This is a genomic window from Pedobacter nanyangensis (genome assembly GCF_003313505.1).
In the GTDB taxonomy this organism is placed as follows: domain Bacteria; phylum Bacteroidota; class Bacteroidia; order Sphingobacteriales; family Sphingobacteriaceae; genus Pedobacter; species Pedobacter nanyangensis.
This window is the reverse complement of the sequence record NZ_QMHO01000002.1, coordinates 317,259-339,911: the sequence shown is the minus strand read 5'-3', so window position 1 is coordinate 339,911 and position 22,653 is coordinate 317,259. Positions and strand designations below refer to the sequence as shown.

The 22,653-nt window shown below is 41.7% G+C and carries 13 protein-coding genes; 8 read left to right on the top strand and 5 right to left on the bottom strand.

The window, feature by feature from the left end; genetic code table 11:
- Positions 1–5 precede the first annotated feature (5 nt).
- From DUT71_RS04585 to DUT71_RS04560, 5 genes are all read left to right on the top strand, one after another.
- A complete protein-coding gene (locus DUT71_RS04585; protein WP_162795943.1) occupies positions 6–2,639 on the top strand; it encodes a glycoside hydrolase family 2 TIM barrel-domain containing protein in 2,634 nt (877 codons plus the stop codon).
- Positions 2,640–3,024: 385 nt separating this feature from the next.
- Complete coding sequence (locus DUT71_RS04575) at positions 3,025–5,487, top strand: glycoside hydrolase family 2 TIM barrel-domain containing protein (RefSeq protein WP_113661345.1); 2,463 nt, start codon at positions 3,025–3,027, stop codon at positions 5,485–5,487.
- A 10-nt stretch (positions 5,488–5,497) separates the two neighbouring features.
- Positions 5,498–6,664, top strand: a complete 1,167-nt coding sequence (locus DUT71_RS04570) for an alginate lyase family protein (protein ID WP_240186851.1) — start codon at positions 5,498–5,500, stop codon at positions 6,662–6,664.
- Positions 6,665–6,718: 54 nt separating this feature from the next.
- Complete coding sequence (locus DUT71_RS04565; RefSeq protein ID WP_113661344.1) at positions 6,719–7,897, top strand: glycoside hydrolase family 88 protein; 1,179 nt, start codon at positions 6,719–6,721, stop codon at positions 7,895–7,897.
- Between the two features lie 176 nt (positions 7,898–8,073).
- The gene (locus DUT71_RS04560; protein WP_113661343.1) at positions 8,074–10,101 is read left to right on the top strand and encodes an FUSC family membrane protein; all 2,028 of its coding nucleotides are present in this window, start codon (positions 8,074–8,076) and stop codon (positions 10,099–10,101) included.
- A 289-nt stretch (positions 10,102–10,390) separates the two neighbouring features.
- Here DUT71_RS04560 and DUT71_RS04555 read toward each other — a convergent pair whose 3' ends face one another.
- A complete protein-coding gene (locus DUT71_RS04555) occupies positions 10,391–11,284 on the bottom strand; it encodes a DMT family transporter (RefSeq protein ID WP_205313844.1) in 894 nt (297 codons plus the stop codon).
- Between the two features lie 15 nt (positions 11,285–11,299).
- Positions 11,300–11,710, bottom strand: coding sequence for an OsmC family protein (locus DUT71_RS04550; RefSeq protein WP_113661341.1), 411 nt, complete (start codon positions 11,708–11,710; stop codon positions 11,300–11,302).
- 28 nt (positions 11,711–11,738) lie between these two features.
- Between DUT71_RS04550 and DUT71_RS04545 the strand changes: the two genes are divergently transcribed.
- From DUT71_RS04545 to DUT71_RS04535, 3 genes are all read left to right on the top strand, one after another.
- The gene (locus tag DUT71_RS04545; protein WP_205313842.1) at positions 11,739–12,182 is read left to right on the top strand and encodes a PaaI family thioesterase; all 444 of its coding nucleotides are present in this window, start codon (positions 11,739–11,741) and stop codon (positions 12,180–12,182) included.
- Positions 12,183–12,287: 105 nt separating this feature from the next.
- Positions 12,288–15,548, top strand: a complete 3,261-nt coding sequence (locus tag DUT71_RS04540; protein WP_113661621.1) for a SusC/RagA family TonB-linked outer membrane protein — start codon at positions 12,288–12,290, stop codon at positions 15,546–15,548.
- A 10-nt stretch (positions 15,549–15,558) separates the two neighbouring features.
- Entirely contained in the window at positions 15,559–16,986 is a 1,428-nt protein-coding gene (locus tag DUT71_RS04535) for a SusD/RagB family nutrient-binding outer membrane lipoprotein (protein ID WP_113661340.1), read from the top strand.
- A gap of 68 nt (positions 16,987–17,054) precedes the next feature.
- On the opposite strand, the gene DUT71_RS04530 is transcribed toward DUT71_RS04535, so the two are convergent.
- The 3 genes from DUT71_RS04530 to DUT71_RS04520 all read right to left on the bottom strand — a co-directional run bounded on the left by DUT71_RS04530 (position 17,055) and on the right by DUT71_RS04520 (position 22,538).
- Positions 17,055–18,332: a nucleoside recognition domain-containing protein gene (locus DUT71_RS04530; RefSeq protein ID WP_113661339.1), complete on the bottom strand. Its 1,278-nt coding sequence runs from the start codon at positions 18,330–18,332 to the stop codon at positions 17,055–17,057.
- Positions 18,333–18,359: 27 nt separating this feature from the next.
- Positions 18,360–19,523: a M14 family zinc carboxypeptidase gene (locus tag DUT71_RS04525; protein WP_113661338.1), complete on the bottom strand. Its 1,164-nt coding sequence runs from the start codon at positions 19,521–19,523 to the stop codon at positions 18,360–18,362.
- Positions 19,524–19,640: 117 nt separating this feature from the next.
- Complete coding sequence (locus tag DUT71_RS04520; RefSeq protein ID WP_113661337.1) at positions 19,641–22,538, bottom strand: S9 family peptidase; 2,898 nt, start codon at positions 22,536–22,538, stop codon at positions 19,641–19,643.
- Between the last annotated feature and the right edge of the window lie 115 nt (positions 22,539–22,653).

The following is a 22,653-nucleotide window of genomic DNA, read 5'->3' as shown; positions in this document are numbered from 1 at the left end:
TTTTCTTGAAAACAAAACTCACTATTCTTCTTTTATTTAGCTTCTTTCAGGTTTTTTCGCAGCCGAAAATAAATATCACCCCCAGAACGGTCATCAATATCAACCAAAACTGGAGTTTCTCTAAAGATCAGAAATCCCAAGGTTATGCTCAACTGAAATACACGTCCGTAAATATTCCACATACCTGGAATGCTTTCGATGTATTAGATGATGTACCGGGTTATTACCGGGGAGTGGGATATTACAAGAAAAAGCTCCAGTTACTGCCTGCTTGGAAAGCCAAAAAAATATACCTTGATTTTGGGGGCGCTAACCAAGAAACGGAAGTTTATTTAAACGGCAAAAAAATTGGGCAGCATATTGGCGGATACACTGGTTTCACCATTGCATTAAACGGATTAAAGTTTAATGGCAGTGATGAAATTGTTGTTAAAGTTGATAACAGTCACAATGAGGCCATAGCCCCACTATCGGGCGATTTTACTTTCTTTGGAGGCCTATACAGAAATGTGTCGTTGGTAGTGGTTAATGAAGCGCATTTTGGAGAAGCACAGTACGGCACCAATGGAGTTTATATCCATGCCGAAAATGTAGGCCAACAAAACGCTACCATCCGGGTGAAAGGGAATGTGGTTAATCAGGCCACCGCCAAACTGCTAAAAATAGTCACAACCATTACTGATGCAACCGCTAAAAAAGTTGGTGAAAGCACCATAACAGGTACAGATGCTTTTCAGCTTCCAGCCATAGCAATCAAGAATCCCATTTTATGGTCCCCTGAAAATCCATACCTCTACCGGGCAACTACCAAATTGATTGATCCTGAAACAAATATCGTATTAGACGAAATCAGCACAAACATTGGATTAAGGTATTTCAGCTTTGATGCCAACAAAGGTTTCTTCCTAAACGGTTCGCCATTGAAATTGATTGGTGCCAGCCGGCATCAAGACTTTGCCAAAATGGGCAACGCCGTACCTACAGCATTACAAGTTAAAGACGTGGAGATGCTCAAGGAAATGGGCGGAAATTTCCTGCGTGTGGCTCATTATCCACAAGACCAGGCCATTTTAGATGCCTGCGATCGTTTAGGTATTTTGGCCTCTGTTGAAATTCCCATCGTAAATGAAATCACCGAAAGTGAAGCCTTTTACAATAACTGTAAAGCGATGCAGGTAGAAATGATCAAGCAGGGCTACAATCACCCAAGTATCGTGATGTGGGCCTACATGAACGAAGTATTGCTTAAAATGCGTTACGGGAATGATCCACAACGAAAGAAAACCTATTTAAAAAGCATTGAAAATCTTGCTCAGCAGTTAGAAGACTTAACCCGAAAACTGGATCCGTTGCGCTACACCTTAATGAGCAATCACGGCGATGTTAACGGATATACCAATGCCGGTTTAACTAAAATTCCCATGGTGGTGGGCTGGAACCTTTATCAAGGTTGGTACGGCGGAAAATCGGCGGATTTTGGCCCTAACCTGGATAAGATACATGCCGCTATGCCCGATAAACCATTGATGGTTACCGAGTACGGCGCAGACATTGATCCGAGAATACATGCAGATATTCCAATGAGGTTCGACAAAAGTTTAGAATATGGGATGGAATACCATCAAATCTATATCAAAGCCATTATGCAACGCCCTTTTATTGCTGGCGCAGCTGCCTGGAATTTAGCAGATTTCAGTTCTGAATCCAGAAGCGAAACCATGCCCGGCATTAACAACAAAGGACTGCTAACACTGGACAGAAAACCCAAAAACACCTACTTCTTATATAAAGCAAACTTTAGCCAGGCGCCTTATATCAAAATTGGCGACGGCTCGTGGACATTAAGATCGGACATTAAGGCCAAACAAAACCTAACTGTAATGAGCAATTTAGATAGTGCAACATTGATGGTAAACGGTAAAAGCTATGAAAAAAAGGCCTTTAACGAAGCATTGGCCAGTTGGGATATCAGCCTTAAGCCAGGAAAAAACATCATCGTTGCCAAAGGCTATAAAAATAGAAAATCATATACCGACCAAAGTACCATTGACTTTGTATTACAGCCGCAAGCCTTCTTAAGTGGGACACATTCCTTTAATATCCTGATGGGTTCACAAAGACAATTTACCGACGATCAGCAACAAGTTTGGCTGCCAAGCAAAGCCTATGAAACCAATACCTGGGGACATATTGGAGGAGAGGCCTTCAAAATCAAAAACAGTAGCCGAATGGCCTACGGCTCTGATAAAAATATCATTGGAACCCAAAACGACCCTATCTACCAAACGCAGCAGGTGGGCATAGAAGGTTATCAGCTTACTGTGCCCAAAGGAAAATATGAAATTACCTTACATTTTGCTGAACTGATGGGAAACGGCATACAAACCAGTTTGCCCTATAACCTAGATAGTTTGGTTGCCGAAGGTAAGGAAATTCCGCCGCAACGTATCTTTGATGTTTACTTGAATGGAAAAGCCATAATCAAGGCATTAAATTTAGCCGCTAAATATGGTATCGCCCAACGTGTACACCAAAAATTTGAATGCACAGTTACCGATGACAAGGGTATTCGGCTTTCGTTTAAAGGCATTGAAGGAAAACCCGTTTTAAATGCGATACAAGTGAAAAAACTCAAGTAAATCACCGCCAAAAACAAAATTAAAGGAAAGCGTAAAACGCAAACGTTTTCGTACTTTTTCAGTAATGATTTTTCCACATGTTTCGGCTAAATTAACGCTAAAAGAAAGTGTCGTTTATTGGAAAAAAAAGCATTAACGTATTGCCTACATCGCAAAAAAATAATCATAACAAGCTGTTTTTAAGTAAATTAAAACCAAAAACCATCAAAACAATCGAAGTGTTCAAGTTATTTATTCCACCAACAAAGCTAAACTTCAGTGCTATCAACGCCAATAGTCATCAAATTTGGCACAGGCTACGCTTTTGTGAAGTAAAATGGGTTTTGTAGCTTACAGGGATAAAAATGCAGGAAAAACCCTGTATTGAACCAAATAAAAACTTAGTATGTTAAAAAAAATCAAACTGCTGTTACTATGCTTCATTGCAGCAAGCCAAGGTTTAAAGGCCCAAAATTTGAAACGATTAAATACCGGTTGGGAATTTGTGAAACAAGATTTGGGCGGTATTTGGGAAGCCGTACGTCCAGTGGGAAAAGGTAACCCTGAGGAGCTTCCATTTTGGCAAAAAGTTAACCTTCCGCACTGTTTTAACGCCACCGATGCCACTGATCCCAATGTGCATTACTATCAGGGGCCAGGTTGGTACCGCACAAATATCGACGTAGAAAATCCTTACGCCAATGGCAGAACCCTGCTCCATTTTGAGGGTGCAGGACAAAAAACAGAAGTTTACATTTATACCACTAAAGTAGCTACTCATGTAGGTGGCTATGATGAGTGGACCGCCGATATTACCGATGCCGTAGCGGCATTTAAGAAATTACCCGTTTACAAAACTCAATTTAAGGGCAAAATTCCGGTTATTATCCGTTGCGACAATAGCAGAGATTTAGAAATGATGCCTTCCAGTCTTTCCGACTTTAACGTGTATGGCGGAATTTATCGCTATCTAAATCTTGTTTACAACCCTGTATTAGCAGTAGATAAGATTTTTGCCGATGCCTCGGTAGACGCAAAAGGAAGCTTGGGCAAGCTGTCTATCAAAGCAAGGTTGCTTAATCCGGCCCAGCTCAAAAATGCCTCCTTAAAAATTAACCTGGTTGATCCAAACGGGAAAAATATCTTAAATATCGATAAAAGTATCCATACCTTTCAAGGAGATTCCCTACTACTTCAAACCGACCTTAAATCGCCAAAGCTATGGTCAACAGAATTGCCGCAACAATACGAAGTAAAACTGAGTTTAACAGCCAATGGCCAAACCTATCAACTGAACCAAAAAATTGGATTTAGGCATTTCGAGTTTGTTAAAAAGGGACCGTTCATGCTCAATGGCAAACGTTTATTGCTACGCGGAACCCACAGACATGAAGATCATGCCGGTGTGGCCGCCGCCATGACCGAAGAAATGATGGTGACCGAAATGAAGATGATGAAGGAAATGGGCGTAAATTTCATCCGGTTGGGGCACTACCAGCAATCCCGAATTATCCTTGATCTTTGTGACAGTTTGGGAATATTGGTTTGGGAAGAAATTCCTTGGTGCCGTGGCGGTTTGGGTGGCCCTGTTTATCAAGCGCAAGGCAAACGCATGCTTACCAACATGATTGAGCAGCACTACAACCATCCTTCCATTATTATTTGGGGCCTAGGTAACGAAAACGATTGGCCTGGCGATTTCAGCGAGTTTGACAAAGAAAAAATACGCACCTACATGAAAGAACTGAACAATCTTTCGCACCAGCTCGATCCTTCTAGAAGTACAGCCATCAGGCGTTGTGATTTTTGCAGGGATATTGTTGATGTCTATTCGCCATCTATTTGGGCAGGATGGTACCGCGGTAATTACACCGAATATAAAAGTGTATCGCAGGCTGAGTTTGATAAATCAGACCGTTTCCTGCACGTAGAATGGGGCGGAGATAGCCACGCAAGGCGCCACGCCGAAAATCCAGACAATGCGCTGCTGAAGATCAGGCAAGGCGGCGGAGCCGATGAAAGAGCAGGAGATGCTTCCCTATATGGCGGTGCTGCTAGGGTAAGTAAAGATGGTGATTGGAGCGAAAGCTATATCGCCAACCTCATCGACTGGCATTTGAAAGAACAAGAAACCATGCCCTGGCTTTCAGGAACCGCCTATTGGCCTTTTAAAGATTTTAGCACGCCAATACGCCCCGAAAACCCTGTGCCTTATGTCAATCAAAAGGGCGTAATCGAACGTGATTTCACCAAAAAAGAATCCTTCTATATTTTCCAATCTTATTGGACAAATACGCCCATGGCGCATATTTATGGGCACTCATGGCCAGTACGTTGGGGGGCAAAAGGCGAAGAAAAAATGGTGAAAGTGTACTCCAACTGTGATGAAGCGGAACTTTTTGTAAATGGTAAAAGCGCAGGCATCAGGAAACGCAACAGCCAAGATTTTCCTGCAGCTGGCCTACGTTGGGCAGTACCCATGCAACAAGGAAACTATCATTTTAAGGTAGTAGCTAAAAAAGGAAAAGTAATTGTTACCGATGAAATTACGCAAGAATATCAAACGGAAAAATGGGGCAAACCAACTCAACTGAGCTTAAATAAAATTGGCGAAGCCGATGGCATAGCCACCATTGAAGTAAAAGCCTACGATGCCAATAAAGTACGATGTTTGGACGCAGCCAATGAAGTGAGTTTTAATTTAATTGGCGACGGAGAATTAATTAAAGATCAAGGTACTTCAACAGGTTCTTCTAAAGTGCAACTTTATAACGGAAGAGCAATTATTAAACTTAAAACCAACCAAAAGAAAAGTATCGTATCCGTAAGTGCAAACGGTTTGCCAACCGTTTTTCTAAACATCGAATAACAAAATGACCATGATGAAAAGCCTGAAACTATTCCTATTATTTACTGCCATTGCCGTTACCAACGTAGTTGCTCAAAACAGCTTTAAAACGCAGGCTACAGCCGCTTTAAAAGCGCAAGTATTGAAGGAAGCAGCTTGGGCCTTGCAACAACAACCTGTTACCGTTACCGCAAGCAGTTCGCCAAAAAGCGCTGGTGGTAAACACGATTTCTTTTCAGAGGCCGATTATTTTTGGCCCGATCCCAAAAACCCTGATGGTCCATATATCAATAGAGATGGCATGTCGAACCCCGAAAACTTTATGGCCCACCGTCATGCCATGATCCGCTTTAGCGAAATTATTGGTGCTTTAGCCTCCGCTTACCAAATTACTGGCCAGGAGAAATATGTGAAGCAAGCAATGGTGCACCTAAAAGCGTGGTTTGTAAACCAAGAAACCCTAATGAACCCCAATTTAGCTTATGCGCAAGCCATTAAGGGCTTGTTTACGGGCCGTAGCTGGGGAATTATCGACTCCATACATTTAATGGAAGTGGCCCAGGGAATAATGGTGATGGAGCAATCAAAATCATTGGACAAGGCTACTTTAACCACCATTAAAAAATGGTTTGCTGACTATATCCTCTGGTTAAACACCGATAAAAATGGGATTGCGGAAAAAAACGCCAAAAACAACCACGGAACCTGTTGGGCCATGCAAGTAGCTTCATTTGCCAAATTGGTAAACGATCAGCCCATGCTCGATTCGTTAAGGCTACAGTACAAAAAGGTGTTTTTGCCTAATCAAATGGCCAATGATGGCAGTTTTCCTTTGGAGATGAAAAGAACCAAACCCTATGGCTATGCCATTTTCAATTTAGATGCCATGACCACATTATGCCAAATTTTATCTACACCAAAAGATAATTTATGGACTTACGAAACCACCGACGGCAAATCCATCAAAAAAGGACTGGAGTATCTATATCCCTACATTGCCGACAAATCAAAATGGATGTTAAAACCTGACGTAATGTATTGGGAAAACTGGCCGGTAGCGCAACCTTTTCTTTTATTTGGCGCCAATTACTTTTGTGAGCAAACTTGGTTTAACACTTGGAAAAGCCTGGATTTAAAGCCCACCAATGCAGAAGTGATCAGAAATTTACCCATTCGGCATCCATTAATCTGGATGTAGTTGGCACTAAAAACAACCATTGTACATAAACACACAAAAAACTGATATAAACGTATGAAACTGAAAATTACCGCCGCATTATTGCTGGCCGCCTTAGGAGCACAGGCGCAAAAGATAGATGTTGCAAAGTCGATTAAATCTGCTGAACTACAAACCGATATTTTGGTAAAGAATGTAGATTCGGCCAGAAAAACCAAGCCCAATCAGGTATCACCCCGAACAGTGGAAAAAGGCCAGTTAAAAATGGTGGTTTCCAGAGACTGGACCAGTGGTTTCTTCCCAGCACAACTGTGGTATTATTACGAATTTTCTAAAGATAAAAAATGGCTTGAACTCGCTAAAAAATATACCGAGGACATCAAGAAAGAACAATTCAACAGAGCCACCCATGATTTGGGCTTCATGATCTTTTGTCCGTTTGGCAACGGGCTTCGCCTAACTGGCGATACGGCTTACAAGTCGGTCATTATTCAGGCAGCAAAATCATTGTCAACGCGCTTTAACCCTAGCGTAGGTGTAATCAGATCTTGGGACCACAACGGCGACAAATGGCAATATCCCGTAATTATCGATAATATGATGAACCTCGAACTACTTTTCGAGGCTACCAAGTTCACTGGCGATTCTTCTTTCTATAAAATTGCCATCAGCCATGCAGACAATACGATCAAAAACCATTATCGCCCTGATTTTAGTTCGTGGCATGTGGTAGATTATGATGTAAAAACAGGGGGCATCATCAAAAAAACCACCGCTCAGGGATATGCCAACGAATCGTCGTGGGCTAGGGGCCAGGCTTGGGGTTTGTATGGCTACACCATGTCGTATCGTTACACCAAAAAAGCCGCTTATTTAGCACAGGCCGATGCCATTGCCAACTACATTTTAAGCAACAAAACCACTCCGACAGATGGCATTCCTTATTGGGATTACAACGACCCTAAAATCCCGAATGTATCCAGGGACGCATCGGCGGCAGCCATTACCGCATCAGCACTATACGAATTGGCCAAATACAGTAAAAATGCCAAACGCTACAAAGCAGCAGCCAATAAAATCCTATACTCGCTAAGCACAGCTTACACCAGTAAAATTGGCGACAACTATGGTTTCGTATTGGAACATAGCACAGGGCACCTTCCCGCAAATTCAGAAATTGATGTCCCGATCAACTACGCCGACTATTACTATATCGAAGCGTTATTGAGATATAAAGGCAAGTTTAATTTCTAGTTAGCTGGCTAAGATTGGTGATCACACCAACCACAGGTAGAGCTTCTAAAACAAACTCTGGCCGGCCTTGCTGCCAGCTCAGTTGTGCCAACTATTCAAAACAAGCATTAAGGCCCCGGTAAATTATTTACTGGGGCCTTACTACTCTTAAAAATACACTACCTTTGCCGCTGCAAATGAGCAGCAAACCAAAAAAGCATTTCTCGGCCATTGTTAGGCTATTTAAAAGTGAGCACAGCGTTGATGCCCTGCGCAATACTTTGGCAGTAATCCTTCCAATTATTTACTTCTTTTATTTGGGCTGGCCCACCACGGCCATTGGCATTGGCATAGGCGCACTCATGATTTGCATGACTGATTTACCCGGCAACCGTAGCGATAAAATCAAAGCTGCCTGGGTTAGTACCCTTATTTTTACTTTTGTGGCTACCATTACCGCCTGGAGTACCAGCTTTCCGGCTTTAATGATTATTATGGTAATCCTCGTAACCTTTACGTTAACCATGCTGGGCATAGTAGGCCAACGCATGAATGCCATTGGTTTAATGGGCATTATTTTGGCCACGTTTACCATTGGCCTTAAACCTGCAAATCCTTTGTGGTATGGCAGCTATATTTTTTGGGGTGGGCTGTGGTATTCCATCATCAGCCTTTCCCAAATCTGGATTTTTCCCTACCGCTCGCTGCGCAGGGCCATCAAACAAACTGAAAGGGATACGGCAGCCTTGCTAAAACTAAGGGCAAAAGGCTACGATCCAGCGTTCAGTTTATCGGGTTTCAACCAAAGCAATATGCGTTTGCACCTAAAACTGGCCAATCAGCACGAACTCATTAGGCAGCTGTTACTGAGTGATGAAAGAGCAATGCGTGAAGTGAGTACCAAAGGAAAGTTTTTTTTGGAAAAATCGACCAACCTTATTGACCTTTATGAGCAGGTAAGTGCCGTGCATTATGATTACCCATACCTGCGCAATCAATTTGTATCTACAGGAGCCTTACCACTTATCCAACATAGCATTGAGCTTTTGGCCAAGTTATTAAGCCGCCCCACAAATGATGCCTTAACCGAATTTGAAAGTTTACGCTTACAATTGCGTCACAAAGTGGATGAGCTAGATCACCAAAAGGCCAGTTTACTCCAACAGATCCTAACCAATATCGATGAAATAAGCACCCTAATTGCCGCTATCCATCAACCAAATATCACCATTCCATCAAACGAAGAAGAAGTTCGGGTTCGGGATTTTTTAACCCCGGCTCCCATACAAGCCAGCGCAATCAAGCAGCATTTTTCACTACGGTCGCCCATATTTCGTTTTTCCTTACGCTTATCAACCCTGTGTTTAATTGCCTTATTGCTCATTACATGGCTTTCCAACGAGCATTATAGCTATTGGCTGTTACTAACCATGGTTATCGTAAGCAGGCCAAGCTATGGGCAAACGATCAAACGTAATGCAGAGCGTTTTGGAGGAACCGTTATTGGCCTTGCAATAGGCTGGTTGGTCATTAATAGCGTTGGCATTCCTTGGCAATTATCCATTAGCGTTATTGGCCTATTTGTTTTCTTTGCCTTTAACCGCGTGGCCTATAGCGTCAGCGTTATTGGCATTACCCTTTGCGTAATTCTATGTTTAAACGTTTACGAAGGCAATTTATGGCAATTGGTATCAGACCGGGTTTTATTTACCGTGCTGGGCATTGCCCTGTGTTTAGCGGCCACCTTTTTATTTCCTATTTGGAGTGCCCCCAGGCTAAGCACTTTATTGACAGAAGTTTTAAAGGCAAACTACTCATATCTTGAAGCAACCTTGGCATTAAAACCTAGCCACCTTGCATCTATTCATCAAACCCGTTTGGCCCGTAAATTAAGTCACCAACGCCTGTCAATGCTCAGTGAAGCCATTAAGGCCGCACACAAGGAACCTTTCCGCAAAAAGCTAAACTGGCCCTTGATCAACCGCCTGCAACTTTTGAACTATCAACTAAACGTGCTGATCGCCACCTTAGGTTCCATGCAGCGGCAAAACAAGCCATTGCTGGAAACGGCGCAAATCGACCAGATCAATGAATCCCTGCGGATGTCCCTAAAAAACGCCGAAACGTTAAACTTGCACCGTCAGTTTCCACTGCCATCGTGGACAAACAAACCCTTAAACTTAATGGAGGTTTCAGCACATTTAAACAAAATCATCAGGGCTTAATTTTTTTAGAAGCGCAAAATCCTGCATAAAACTCCCGAAAGTCCTGCTTTCCGTTCCAATCTTTTGCACCCATCGCTAATCCAATACGCAAAAGTATTTGCACTTCAATCAGGGCTATTTTAAAAAGTACAGCTACTTCGCGTTAAAAATATCACCACAAAAAAAACACGCCAACAACGCAAAAACACAAACCATAAAAGACTTAGCGCTCCTTTGCGAAAACTTCCAAAACCTTCGCGTTAAAAACGTCACCCTAAAGAAAGCGAAGCAAATGAGTTTCCAAACTGTTTTAGCTGGACTTTTCACTTTTCATTTGTTGCACCATATACAGTCCTGCCACAACCAACAACACTCCAGCCAAAGTATAAAGTGTAAGTGGTTCGCCCATTAAAACGGCCGCAATGGCAAAACCAGCAACGGGACATAAGAACAACCAAGCCGAAGCCTTTGTCGGATTATCCTTCAATAGCATCATCCAAAGCAGCGAGGCAACAATAGAAGCCGGAATAGCCAACCAAACCACAGAACCTATAAAAGCGCCGTTAAAAACATTGGCACCTTGCTTATAAAAGTAAACCGCAAAAGGTAGCAGACAAATGCAGCCTACCAAGGTTTGCCAGCCATTAATGGTTAAAATAGGAGTATCTTTCCAATCTTGTTTGGCAAAATAGATGGCACCAACAGAGTAGGAGATATTACAAAGCAGTAATAAAGCTAAGCCTAAAATACTAGCGTGGCTATCATGCAAAAGGGGATAAGCGGCCAAAACCATACCCAACATGCACAAGGCAAAACTCCATAAGGCCACTGGCCTAACGGGCTGTCTGTACCAAATGGTACTGATGAGCATAATAAGCACCGGATTAATGGCAATAAATAATGAACCTAATCCCGCAGATACCTCTTGCATGGCCACCACATATAAACCTAAATACAGCCCCACATTAAAAAAACCATAAACAATGATCTGCTTCCAAATCTGTTTGTCCCTAGGGATAGGCTTACGCATAAACCAGTGGGAAATACCCAACATTAAGGCCGACGCCAAAATAAAACGGGGTATAGACAATACCAATGGTTGTACGGCTGTTAGCCCAATTTTTGTAGCTGAGGAAGCAGAAGACCAAAGGGTTACAAAGGTAATTCCCGAAAGGAAATTGAGGAAAGGTTTATTGGAACGCACTACGATTTAATCAGCTTAAACGGATAATTTACTTATGATCTTAATGGGATTGCTTAACATCTTATGGATAGGGCATTTATCTGCAATAACCATCAAACGTTTGATCTGGTCTTCATCCAGATTTCCTGTAAACTTAATTTCCCGCGCTATCACAGTACCTTTGTCCATTTCCTCTTCGGCACATATTGCCAAACTTACCGTGATCGTTTCCAAAGGGAATTGTTTTCTATCGGCATACATCCGTACGGTAATGGCAGTACAGCTGCCCAAACTAGCAAGCAGTAAAGCTCCTGGGGCCATTCCTTCATCGGTGCCGCCCAGTTCTTCGGGTTCATCTGCGTAAATAAAATGTCCATCGGCAAAAACTTTGGTCTTATACCTCGATTTGTCCAACTCCACTACGGCGGTAATCTGCTTTTTACTCATGTTCCTATATTTTCCCTAAATTTATGAAATGGAACAACAAAACCACGCCAACAACAGGTTAAAAATTTTTCAGTCCTTTATTGGAAAGGAAGTAGAAAATTCACCTTCCAATTTTATGAACTGGTTAAAACCAACCGTAATTAGTGCAGAAAAAGGCAGTTTACATTGCAGTTATGTGGTTAGAAAAGAAATGACCAATCCTTACGGTATTTTACATGGTGGCATTACCGCTGGCATTATAGATGACCTAATTGGCGCCACCGTTTTCACCCTCGGTTTACCAAATGCCTATACCACGGTTAACAACAATATCGATTATTTTGCACCCGCAAAGGAAGGCGATACAATTACCGCAAAAACAAGCATCGTTAAACAGGGGAGAACCATTATCAACGTCCAGTGCGAAGTGTTTCTGCCCACTAAAAACCGCCTGATAGCCCGAGGATATTCAAATATGTTAAACGTAGGATAGGTTTTAACAAAATTTAACAAAAAATAACGGTTTGTGATGAAGTTTGCGTAATTGTGCGTATATTCAGTTGACAATCAACTAATCATTCAACTAACAAAACAAACCATGAACAAAAAGTTTACGCTAACCTTGTTGGCTTTGCTACTGTTTGCGTTGTTTTCTTATGCCCAAAAAACCATAAGGGGCAAGGTAACTGATGCATCCAATGGAACAGGCATTCCAGGCGCAAGCGTTTCGGTAAAAGGACAAACCGGAAGCGCCATAGCAACCAACAACGATGGTACTTTTACCATCAATGTCCCGTCAAACAACTCAATCTTAGTTTTCAGCTACATTGGTTACGCCACCAAAGAAATTGCTGTAGGAAATCAAGCTACCTTGAACATTACCTTATCAGAAGATGCCCAAACACTAGAAGGTGTGGTAGTAACGGCCTTGGGCATTAAACGCTCGCAAAAGTCAATTGGCTACGCCGTGCAAGAGGTTAAAGGCGAAGATTTAACCATGACCAAAGACAATAATGTGATAGGTTCCTTGGCCGGAAAAGTAGCCGGTGCCCAAGTTACCGGATCCTCTGGCGCCAGCTTAGGCGGTACGCAGAAGATTAAACTAAGAGGGGTAAACTCTGTAACCGGCGGCGGACAGCCGCTTATTGTAGTGGATGGCACCCCCTTTAATAATGGAAACTTTAGTAGCTCCACCAGCAACGGCGTGGATTTGGGAAACCTGGCGCAGGACTTGAACCCAGAGGATATTGAAAGCGTTAGTATCCTAAAAGGACCCGCTGCTGCCGCGCTATATGGTTCAAGAGGCCAATACGGCGCCATTTTGTACACCACTAAAAAAGGTGTAAAAGGAAAAACCAAGGTAGATTTTAGCAGTGCCAACATGATAGAAAAAGTAGGTAATTTTTTGCCTATGCAAAACCTATACGGCGCTGGGGGCACCCAAACCTTTAACACCTTTGGCACATCTACACCATTGGCCGGACAGCGATATATTGATAACTACGACGAAAGCTGGGGACCAAAAATGGATGGTACACCAGTACGAATGTATTATTCCTTTTATCCACAGGATCCGAGGTTTGGTCAATTAACTCCTTTCTTGCCCCAACCTGATAACATTAAAGATTTTTATGAAACCGGGCTAAGTACCAATAACGGAATTAACATCTCTGGCGGTAATGACAACGCTACAATTAGAGTAAGCTATAATAATACCTATATTAAAGGTACCTATCCCAATACACACCTAAAGAGAAACAACCTGGGCTTAAGTACTTCATTAAAAATTGTAGAAAAATTAACCGCCGGCGCCAACCTAAATTATGCCAATAATGATGCCCTGCGTCCTGCACAGGGATACAAAGGATCATTCACTGGAGCATCTCAATGGTTTCAACGAAATTTGGACATTCATGAACTTAAAAACTATAAATACGCCGATGGTACCATCAAACACTGGAACGTAAATCCCAGCACTAGCGGTGCTACCGTAGGCACTATCGTTAACAACATCCCTCCAGATTGGAACAATCCATATTTTGATGCTTATGAGAATTTAAGCTACGATGACAGGAACCGTTTTTTTGGTGATATTAATCTGTCCTATCAAGTACTGCCCGAACTCAAGCTTACCGGTTTCATCAGGTCTGACATGTACGTGCAAAGATTAAGGGGTTACCGTGCATTGGGAGGAACTGGTGGCAATATTGATGGATATTCAGAAGGTAAGTACCAAAATACCGAAAACAATTACGAATTTTTGGCACAGTACAACAAATCTTTCGGTGATATCTCGATAAACGTAAACGGGGGCGGAAATATTCTTACACAAGAATATTCTTACTTATCCCAATCAACCGTAGGCGGGTTATCGAGCCCTGGTTTCTATAACGTAGAAGCATCAAAAGAAAGGCCTTCGGTTTCCAACTACCTAAGAAAGAAACAGGTGCGAAGCTTATATGCCATGGCTTCCTTTGGATATAAAGACATTTATTTCATTGATGCAACGGTCCGTAATGACATCTCGTCGGCCCTGCCTTCCAACAATAATTCCTATGTATATCCCTCAGTTTCCGGAAGTGTGGTTTTTAGCGATCTTATGAAATGGAAACCCCTCAGTTTTGGTAAATTAAGAGCCTCTTACGCCATAGCCGGTTCAGATTTAGCAGCATACGAAATTTCGCCGATTTTCGTTGCCGGGGCTACTTATGCAGATGGTACTTCTATCATTAATACCATGACCCTGCCAAGTACCTTGCGCAACCAGAATATTAAACCTTCCTTTGCAAAATCGATAGAAATAGGTACTGAATTAAAATTTTTCAATAATAGAGTAGGTGCCGACCTAACCTATTATAACCAATTAAACGAAGATCAGATTATTAATTTGACCGTTTCTGGAGCCAGTGGATATAGCTCGACCAAAATTAACGCCGGTAAAATACGAAATAAAGGCCTTGAGCTTTCTTTAAATGCCATCCCATTGAAATCGAAGGATTTCGAATGGAACTCGGTATTGAATTTTGCTAAAAACACCAGTAAAATTGAAGAACTACACAGCGACGTTAAATCGTTAACCTTGGACGCAAACACATACAATTCAACAAATACGGTTTATTTATATGCAAACGAAGGTGCTGCCTTTGGTACATTGGTAGGACAAGGCTACGACAGGGACCCTGCTACGGGCAAAATTTTGCTTAATGCCAGCAACTATCCGGTAATGAAAACAAACAAGGACTTTGGGTCGGTATTACCAGACTTTACCGGTGGTTTCAGGAATACTTTCCGTTACAAAAATTTCGACTTATCTGTCATGATTGATTTCCAAAAAGGTGGTCAATTCTTTAGCTGGACACAAATGTTGTCTGTAAAATCAGGGATTGCGGAAATTACCGCCGCAACCAACGATAAAGGAGTTAACGTACGCGACCCTTTAGCTAACGGCGGTGGTGTTAAAATAAACGGCATATATGCTCCGGGAACAATGAAAACAATTAATGGCGTACCAACCAATGTTGGCGGACAGGAATTTACTGGATATGTGGATGCAAAAACATATTACCGTACCTATTTGGGTAATTTGATTTATGAAGAATGGCTGTACGATGCCTCTTATGTTAAACTTAGGGAGCTGGCTTTAGGCTATACCTTAAGTAACAAGCTACTGTCGAAAACACCTTTCAGGAATTTGAAAATATCTGCTATCGCCAGAAATCCTTTGATGATATGGCAAAAAGCACCTAAAGGACTAGATCCTTCTGAATTGTCGGCGGGCAGCGCTTCAATTAGCTGGATTGAAAAAGGTGAACTGCAAACCGTTAGATCCTTTGGTTTGAATTTGAACGTTAGTTTTTAATAATTAGACAATGAGAAAGCATTTGAATAAGATATATTCCGTTTTATTAACTGGAATATTCATAACGGGATGTACTAAATTTGATAAAGATTTAAACGTAGATCCCAATAACCCCAGTAAGGCATCCGGAACTCAGCTCATCGCCAATTCCGAGTTTTATTTAAGTAGTGTTGGCACCTCCACTTATGGCGTGCACTACCCACAATACCTTTCGTTAACCCTATTTCCGGGTTCAGATCTCTATAACGCTACCAGTTTTTCATTTAACACTTTCTACACCGGGCCGTTAAACAACCTGGAAACCGTGATCAATAGTGAACTGAATGCAAACGAAGGACCAGTAAATTACCAGTTGGCAATTGCCAAGATCCTTAAAGCCTATTTTATGTGGTTTATGACCGATAGATGGGGTGATTTGCCTTATAGCGAGGCGTTAAAGGGGGATAAGAATTATACGCCAAAATACGATAAGCAACAGGATATCTATAACTCGCTTTTTACACTTTTAAATGAAGCCAATACACTCATAGCAAATTCGCCAACTACAGGTACGGTGAAAAATGACTTTATTTACAAAGGAGATGCCGCAAAATGGCGTAGGCTAGCTAATACTATCAGGCTATTAATGGCACTACGACTATCTAAAGTAGATCAAATAAAAGGCAAAGCCGAATTTTTAGCTGCACAGGCAAACGGCATTATGGCCAGCAATAGTGATAATCTGTTTTATCCGCATCTTGCCGAAGCTGCTCATGAGAACTTTTGGTACACCTCTTTCACCAGAAGCAATAGAAAATGGTATGCTATTAGCAAACCGCTAATGGACTATATGAAACCATTAAATGATCCTAGGCTGCCCATATACGCCGATCCCGCTTCAAATGGGGGGCAATACGTTGGGCTGGCTTACGGAACTGGCGTAGTGGTAGAACCCAATGATTACTCTTTGTTGGGCGCTGCCGTTAGAAAACAAAATTCTCCCGTTTACCTGGTAACCTATGCACAAGCCCAATTTGCATTGGCTGAGGCGGCGCATCTAGGTTGGATAACCGGCGGAGATGTTGCCGCAGAAACTTATTATAAAAATGCAATTACCGCATCCATATCTCAATGGGTGGGGAATACCTCTGGCGTTGCAGCTTATTTGCTACAGCCTCAGGTGGCATACTCCAGCAGTAATGCTATTGAAAAAATCGCTACCCAAAGATGGGTGCATTTGTTTTTACATGGATATGAAGGATGGGCCGAATGGAGAAGGACAGGTTATCCGGTACTTGCTCCGGCACCCGCGGGAAGTATACCGTCAATACCTCGTAGAGAAGGTTATCCAGCTAACGAAAGCCAGATTAACAAGGCCAGCTATAATGCAGCCATAGCAGCGCTTCCTTACGGTGGTGCAGATAACTTAACCACTAGGGTTTGGTGGGATAAACCGTAAGTATCCCCCACATAAAAAAGCCGCACTAAAAAATTGGTGCGGCTTTTTTTTATCCTGAAGATTTGTTTTTAGCTATTCCCAAAAAACAAATAAGCTAAACCAATGGCCGTGCAAACACCCGCTAAATCTGCCAATAACATGGTGCCTACAGCATAGCGAGTATTTTTAACGGAAACCGAACCAAAGTAAACGGCAATCACATAGAAAGTAGTATCAGCAGCACCTTGGAAAATACCAGATAACCTGCTGGCAAACGAATCTGGGCCATAAGCAGTCATCGTATCTACCATCATTCCCCGGGCACCACCACCACTTAAAGGTCTGATCAGTGCAGTAGGGAGGGCCTCTACAAATCTGGTGTCAGCACCTAAAAAGGTAAAGAAATTTTTAATCCCTAAAATCACTACATCAAAGGTACCGCTGGTGCGTAGCATGCTGATCGCTACCAACATCCCAACTAAATAGGGGATGATTTTTACAGCCGTTTCAAATCCACCTTTTGCCCCATCTACAAAAGCATCAAAAACATCGATCTTTTTGTAGACGCCGCCTAGCAAAATCACCAGGACAATAAATAAAATGACGCCGCTGCTGAGCAAACCAGAAAATGAGGTGATTTCTTTGGAACCTAAAGTAGTGATATACCAAACCAGTAAGCCAATTACCGCACTAATACTTAAAATCCATCCTAAAATTACTGGCTGGAAGATGTTTATCTTCTGCTTGAAGGAAACGATCAACATTGCGGTTAGCGTTCCTACAAAGGTTACGATTAGGCAGGGGATAAAAATATCCGTAGGATCTGAGGCATTGGAAGAAGCTCTTAATGCAATTACACTTACGGGGATTAAACTTAGTCCAGCAGCATGCAAGCACAAAAACATGATTTGCGAGTTACTAGCAGTGGATTTATTGGGATTAAGTTCCTGTAAGCTTTCCATAGCTTTTAAACCAAAAGGCGTGGCAGCATTATCTAAACCTAATAAGTTGGCCGAAAAATTCATTACCATGTGACCGGTAGCAGGATGCCCTTTAGGTACTTCTGGAAATAATTTAGAGAAGAACGGTCCCACAATTCTCGATAATAAACGAATGCCGCCCGCTTTTTCGGCAATGCTCATCAATCCCATAAAAAAAGCCAAAATGCCAATAAGTTTTAAACACATTTCTACAGCATTCCAACAGGTTTGTATTACACCATCAACCTTGGTTAAGTTGGTAGGATCATCGGCCTTGCCAATTACCATCCAGCTAAAAATTTCTGTTTGCCCAAAAAAGAAGCACTTAATCGCCGCTACCACAATAGCAACAATGATAAATGCGGACCAAATTCTACTTAATGCCATTTGTTTTTGTTTATTTATGCGTTGAATTTAGTGTTTTTGCAGTAATTCTCCGTTTTTAAAAGCTAAAATAATTTGTTCATCCATTAGCAGCTCAAAGTCAGCAGCTTCATTAAAAGTTATTACGCCATTTAATTCGCAATTCTCCGCATGATAAACCTCATAAGCGTCGCAGAAACTCAAATCTCCAATATCTTGGATGCTGTACGATTTGCAGGTGGTCATCCCGTCCTGATTTGGACATTCCTCATAGTTAATACCTACGCTCACTTTAATGCCGTGCAAAACGAGGTTATGGATAAGGATGTGAAAAATTTGCTTGTTGTTTGGAGGAATTGCGAAGTAATTCGCTGTATTTTGTTTTTCATAATTCCTGTTCGCAATAGAAATCAGTCCTGATAGGATAGAGGCAAAATAATACTTTCTGATCTGCTGCTTTTCTGGATCGTTTAAATAACCTCCGGCTTCAATTAAAATGGTCGAAGTTCCCGCTCGTTGGAAATTATCTCCAAAGGCCCGAGGCTCATATTCATCATCAAAAAGCGCAATATGTTGAGGCAGTAATGGGTTAAGCTCCTTAAACATATCCGCAATTACCAACATGGCATTTTTGCGGGTTTGATTTACGGAAAGGGCCTTATCGTAAGCCGGTGCCAAATAGGAAAGCGTAGCCGGTTTTAAGGTTCCATCTACACTCCAAAGCGTTGTCTGATCATGCAAATTAAAACCAAAATCAGGGTCAAAATCATTTCTTGCTTGCTTCAATATTTTTGCTTCTGGTGTAACCGTTTGTAAAAAATCCCTGTTGATGTCAATTTGCTGTGCATTTCTGCGAGTAAACACTGCGGCCCCATCTGGATTTACCATGGGAATCATTAACAGTTCGCAATTTTCACTAAGCAATTTCACTGCTTCATGATCCTGTTGCAGGAAGTTGAACAAATCAAAAAGGGCCATAGTTCCAGTAGCTTCATCGCCATGCATTTGGCTCCACAACATCACTTTGGTTTGGCCATTTCCCCATTTTACAGCTTGGACACTGTTACCTTTTACCGAGTTGCCAAGTATAGCCACCTTAAATTCGGAAGGTAAATGATTAATTAACGGAAGTAGGTTTTGGTGTTTAAAAAAACGGTTGGTTAGTGCTTTTTCGGCAAAGCTTGTGTAACTGCTTAGGATGGTTTGGATATTCATTTGAAATCGAAGTTAAAGAAAAATCGCCATTGCGGGTTAGGAGAAATAATCTTTCCGATAGATAGATTGCTTCTTGCCTCGCAATGGCGATTTCGTGAGTTGTTAACTGTAAACTAACTATGGTTTTTCGTCAGTAAGTTCAAATCCCCAAGTTTTACCTTTTTCAGTGGCTGGGATACCGCCCACCATCCAAACTGGTGCTTTGGCACCCTTCAAATAGTAATCAAAAAACTGTTGCTCACGTATTTGGATATCCTTTCTATTTTGACGTTGCACCAAGTTGTGTGCTTCGTTATTATAATTCAACAACCACACTGGCTTGCCCAAACGTCGTAAACCAGTAAACATTTCTATACCTTGGTACCATGGCACTGCTCCATCAGCATCGTTTGCCATTACCACTACAGGCGTATTTACCTTAGGGAAATTGAATAGGGGCGAGTTTTGGATGTATAACTCGGGTTTTTCCCATAAAGTAGCCCCAATTCTGCTTTGTGTTTTTTCGTATTGGAACTGTCGGTTCATTCCACTTTCCCAACGAATCCCGCCATAAGCCGAAGTCATGTTTACTACAGGTGCACCTGCCCAAGCAGCGGCATACATATTGGTTACCGTAATTAGGTGCGCCACTTGGTAACCGCCCCAACTTTGCCCTTGGATACCAATTTTAGCACCATCAACCCAAGCGTTCTTTTTCAGATATTCAACTCCAGAATTGATAAACTCTTCTGCTGATTTTCCTGGATGACCAACTTCATAGCTAATGTCTGGGGTGAAAACCAAATAACCATTGCTTACAAAGAAAGGTATGTTCAAACGTGAAGGCGTAGGGGCTGGGGCCTGATAAGTGTACAATCCATCAGAAAGTTTCTCATAAAAATATACGATCATGGGATATTTCTTGTTCGGATCAAAATTTTCAGGTTTGTACAGGATACCTTCCGATTTATAGCCCTTGGGCGTAGTCCATTTCACCAATTCAGAAGTTCCCCAATTGTAATTAGCTTGTTGTGGATTGGTACTGCTTAATTTGGTTGACGTTTTAAAATCTTTTGAAATGTAAACATCCGGAGAATTGACGTAGCTACCTTTATCATAAATATAAAGATCCGCATCCTTGGCTTTGGATAATGCAGAGAACTTGGCTTTCTCCATCACCAGTTGCTCAGGAAGCTTGTTATCGTTAATAGCTTTACGGAAAATGCCATTTTCTTTGGTGGCGTTATTGAAACCATCAAAATACAGCAACTCGTTCTTTTTGAAAAAACGCTCGTTGCTGTTACCACCAGTATTTCTCATACCCATCAATCCACCGCCAATACTAACTCTTTCTATGCGAAGGGTTATATTGTTCGAACGGCCAAAACCAATGGTGATATTTTTAGGAGCTGATTTTCCATCTGGAGAGAAGGCCCAAACATCATATCGATCGTTAATCAATACCAATTTATCATCTTCGGTCCAACCTGCCATTCCATAGCTGTTAGCGAAATCAGGAACGTCATTTTCTTCATCGGCAAACTTTACCGACATATTGTTGGTCAACAAAGTTACTTTGGCCGTAGCTACCTGGTAAGTGTACCAATTGCCATTTTCTTTGTTGAAATAAAGAATGTATTGGCCATTGGGCGATGCTTGAACATTTCCATTTAAACCTTCGATGATTTTTTTACGGCTGCCCGTTTTAATATCCACCAAATAATAATCTCTTTTGGTACCGCCTGTCCATTGAGAAGCAATACGATTGCCAAAGTCTGTTGATGCCAGTACATAAGAAGCATCACCTTCGTTTACCAAGCTGGCTTCGGGCATTTTAACGTCGGCTAACGGTACAATTTTTGGATCGGGACTAAAGACATCAATCACGGATAGATAGGTCCTTTTAGACTCCCTGTCAGCATTTTTAAGCTGTACGGTTTGTAAATAATCGTCTTTATATCCCCAAATGTCGAGCTTAGCATTTTCAAAATCTACCAAAGAGGTATCTTTTGGCTTTTTGACAGGAGCTATGCCGAAAAATAGCTTCGAGCCGTCTTTACTAAAGTTAATTCTTCCATCGCCGCTTACTACATACTTATTAGGCAGGCCCGCAATTTCATTATCTACCAAAATTTGGGCGGTGTCCAAGGTAAGCGAATTGTAGTAGATGTTGTAATCCTTAATTTCTTTCTTCTCGGGATCTGTTTCGCCTAAAAAGGCCAGGTGCTCACTATCTTCATCGAAAATGAAACCCTTAAAATTACCTTTATCCTTAACTAAGGTTTTCAAAGTCCATTTTTCGGTATCCAATAAAAATACGCCGTGCTTAGCTGCTGCATCTTTTTTAGAACCCGAAGCAGCAAAAACCAACAGCTTACCATTTTTACTAAATGTATAGTCGGTTACGTACTTGTAGGTTCTTTCTACACCGGTAATCAGGTTTTTTACGATTAAATCAGAACCTTCTTTAGCGGCGGCTCCGGTACCAGGGGCATCATCTGCGAAAAACCGATCCATATCATTTTTCTGTTCAATTGGCGGCGCAGATGGTCTGGCCTTTTTAGCAGTATCTAAAGGTTTCTCCAGGTTATAGGCAATTATTGATGCACCATTATCAGGAAAAGCAAACGATTTTACCCGAGGTATTTTATTAACGCTTAGCGCCGCAAAATTTATAATGGCCAAAGTATCTTTTATTTGCTCCTCTGGTTTTTTCTTTTTGATTTTGGCCATTCTAACCTCTTTAAAAAGCGGTTTGATAGCCAGTGCCGCAAATTTGGAGTCGCTGCTAAAAGTGAGATTTGTACCTCGAGGTACTTTTATTTTACGTCCACTAGGCGCAACCGTTTCCTGGAAGTAATAATTACCGTCACCTTCCTGCGGGTTAATGGCATAGGCCGCCCACACACCATTGTTTGACAGCTGCTTGTTCCCCACAGATTCCCATCCATCATAAACGCTATGATCTAAAGGCTTTTTTTGCGCATATACAGCACTGCTGAATAGCACAAAAAACAAAAAAAGTTTCTTTTGCATCTTATTTTTAAAAAGTCAGTTTAATTTGTTGGTTAATTTAAGTTAAAAATGATAATAAAAGTGCCTTTAAACAAATGTTAAGGTAAATTTTACAAAGCACGTGATGGATGCCATT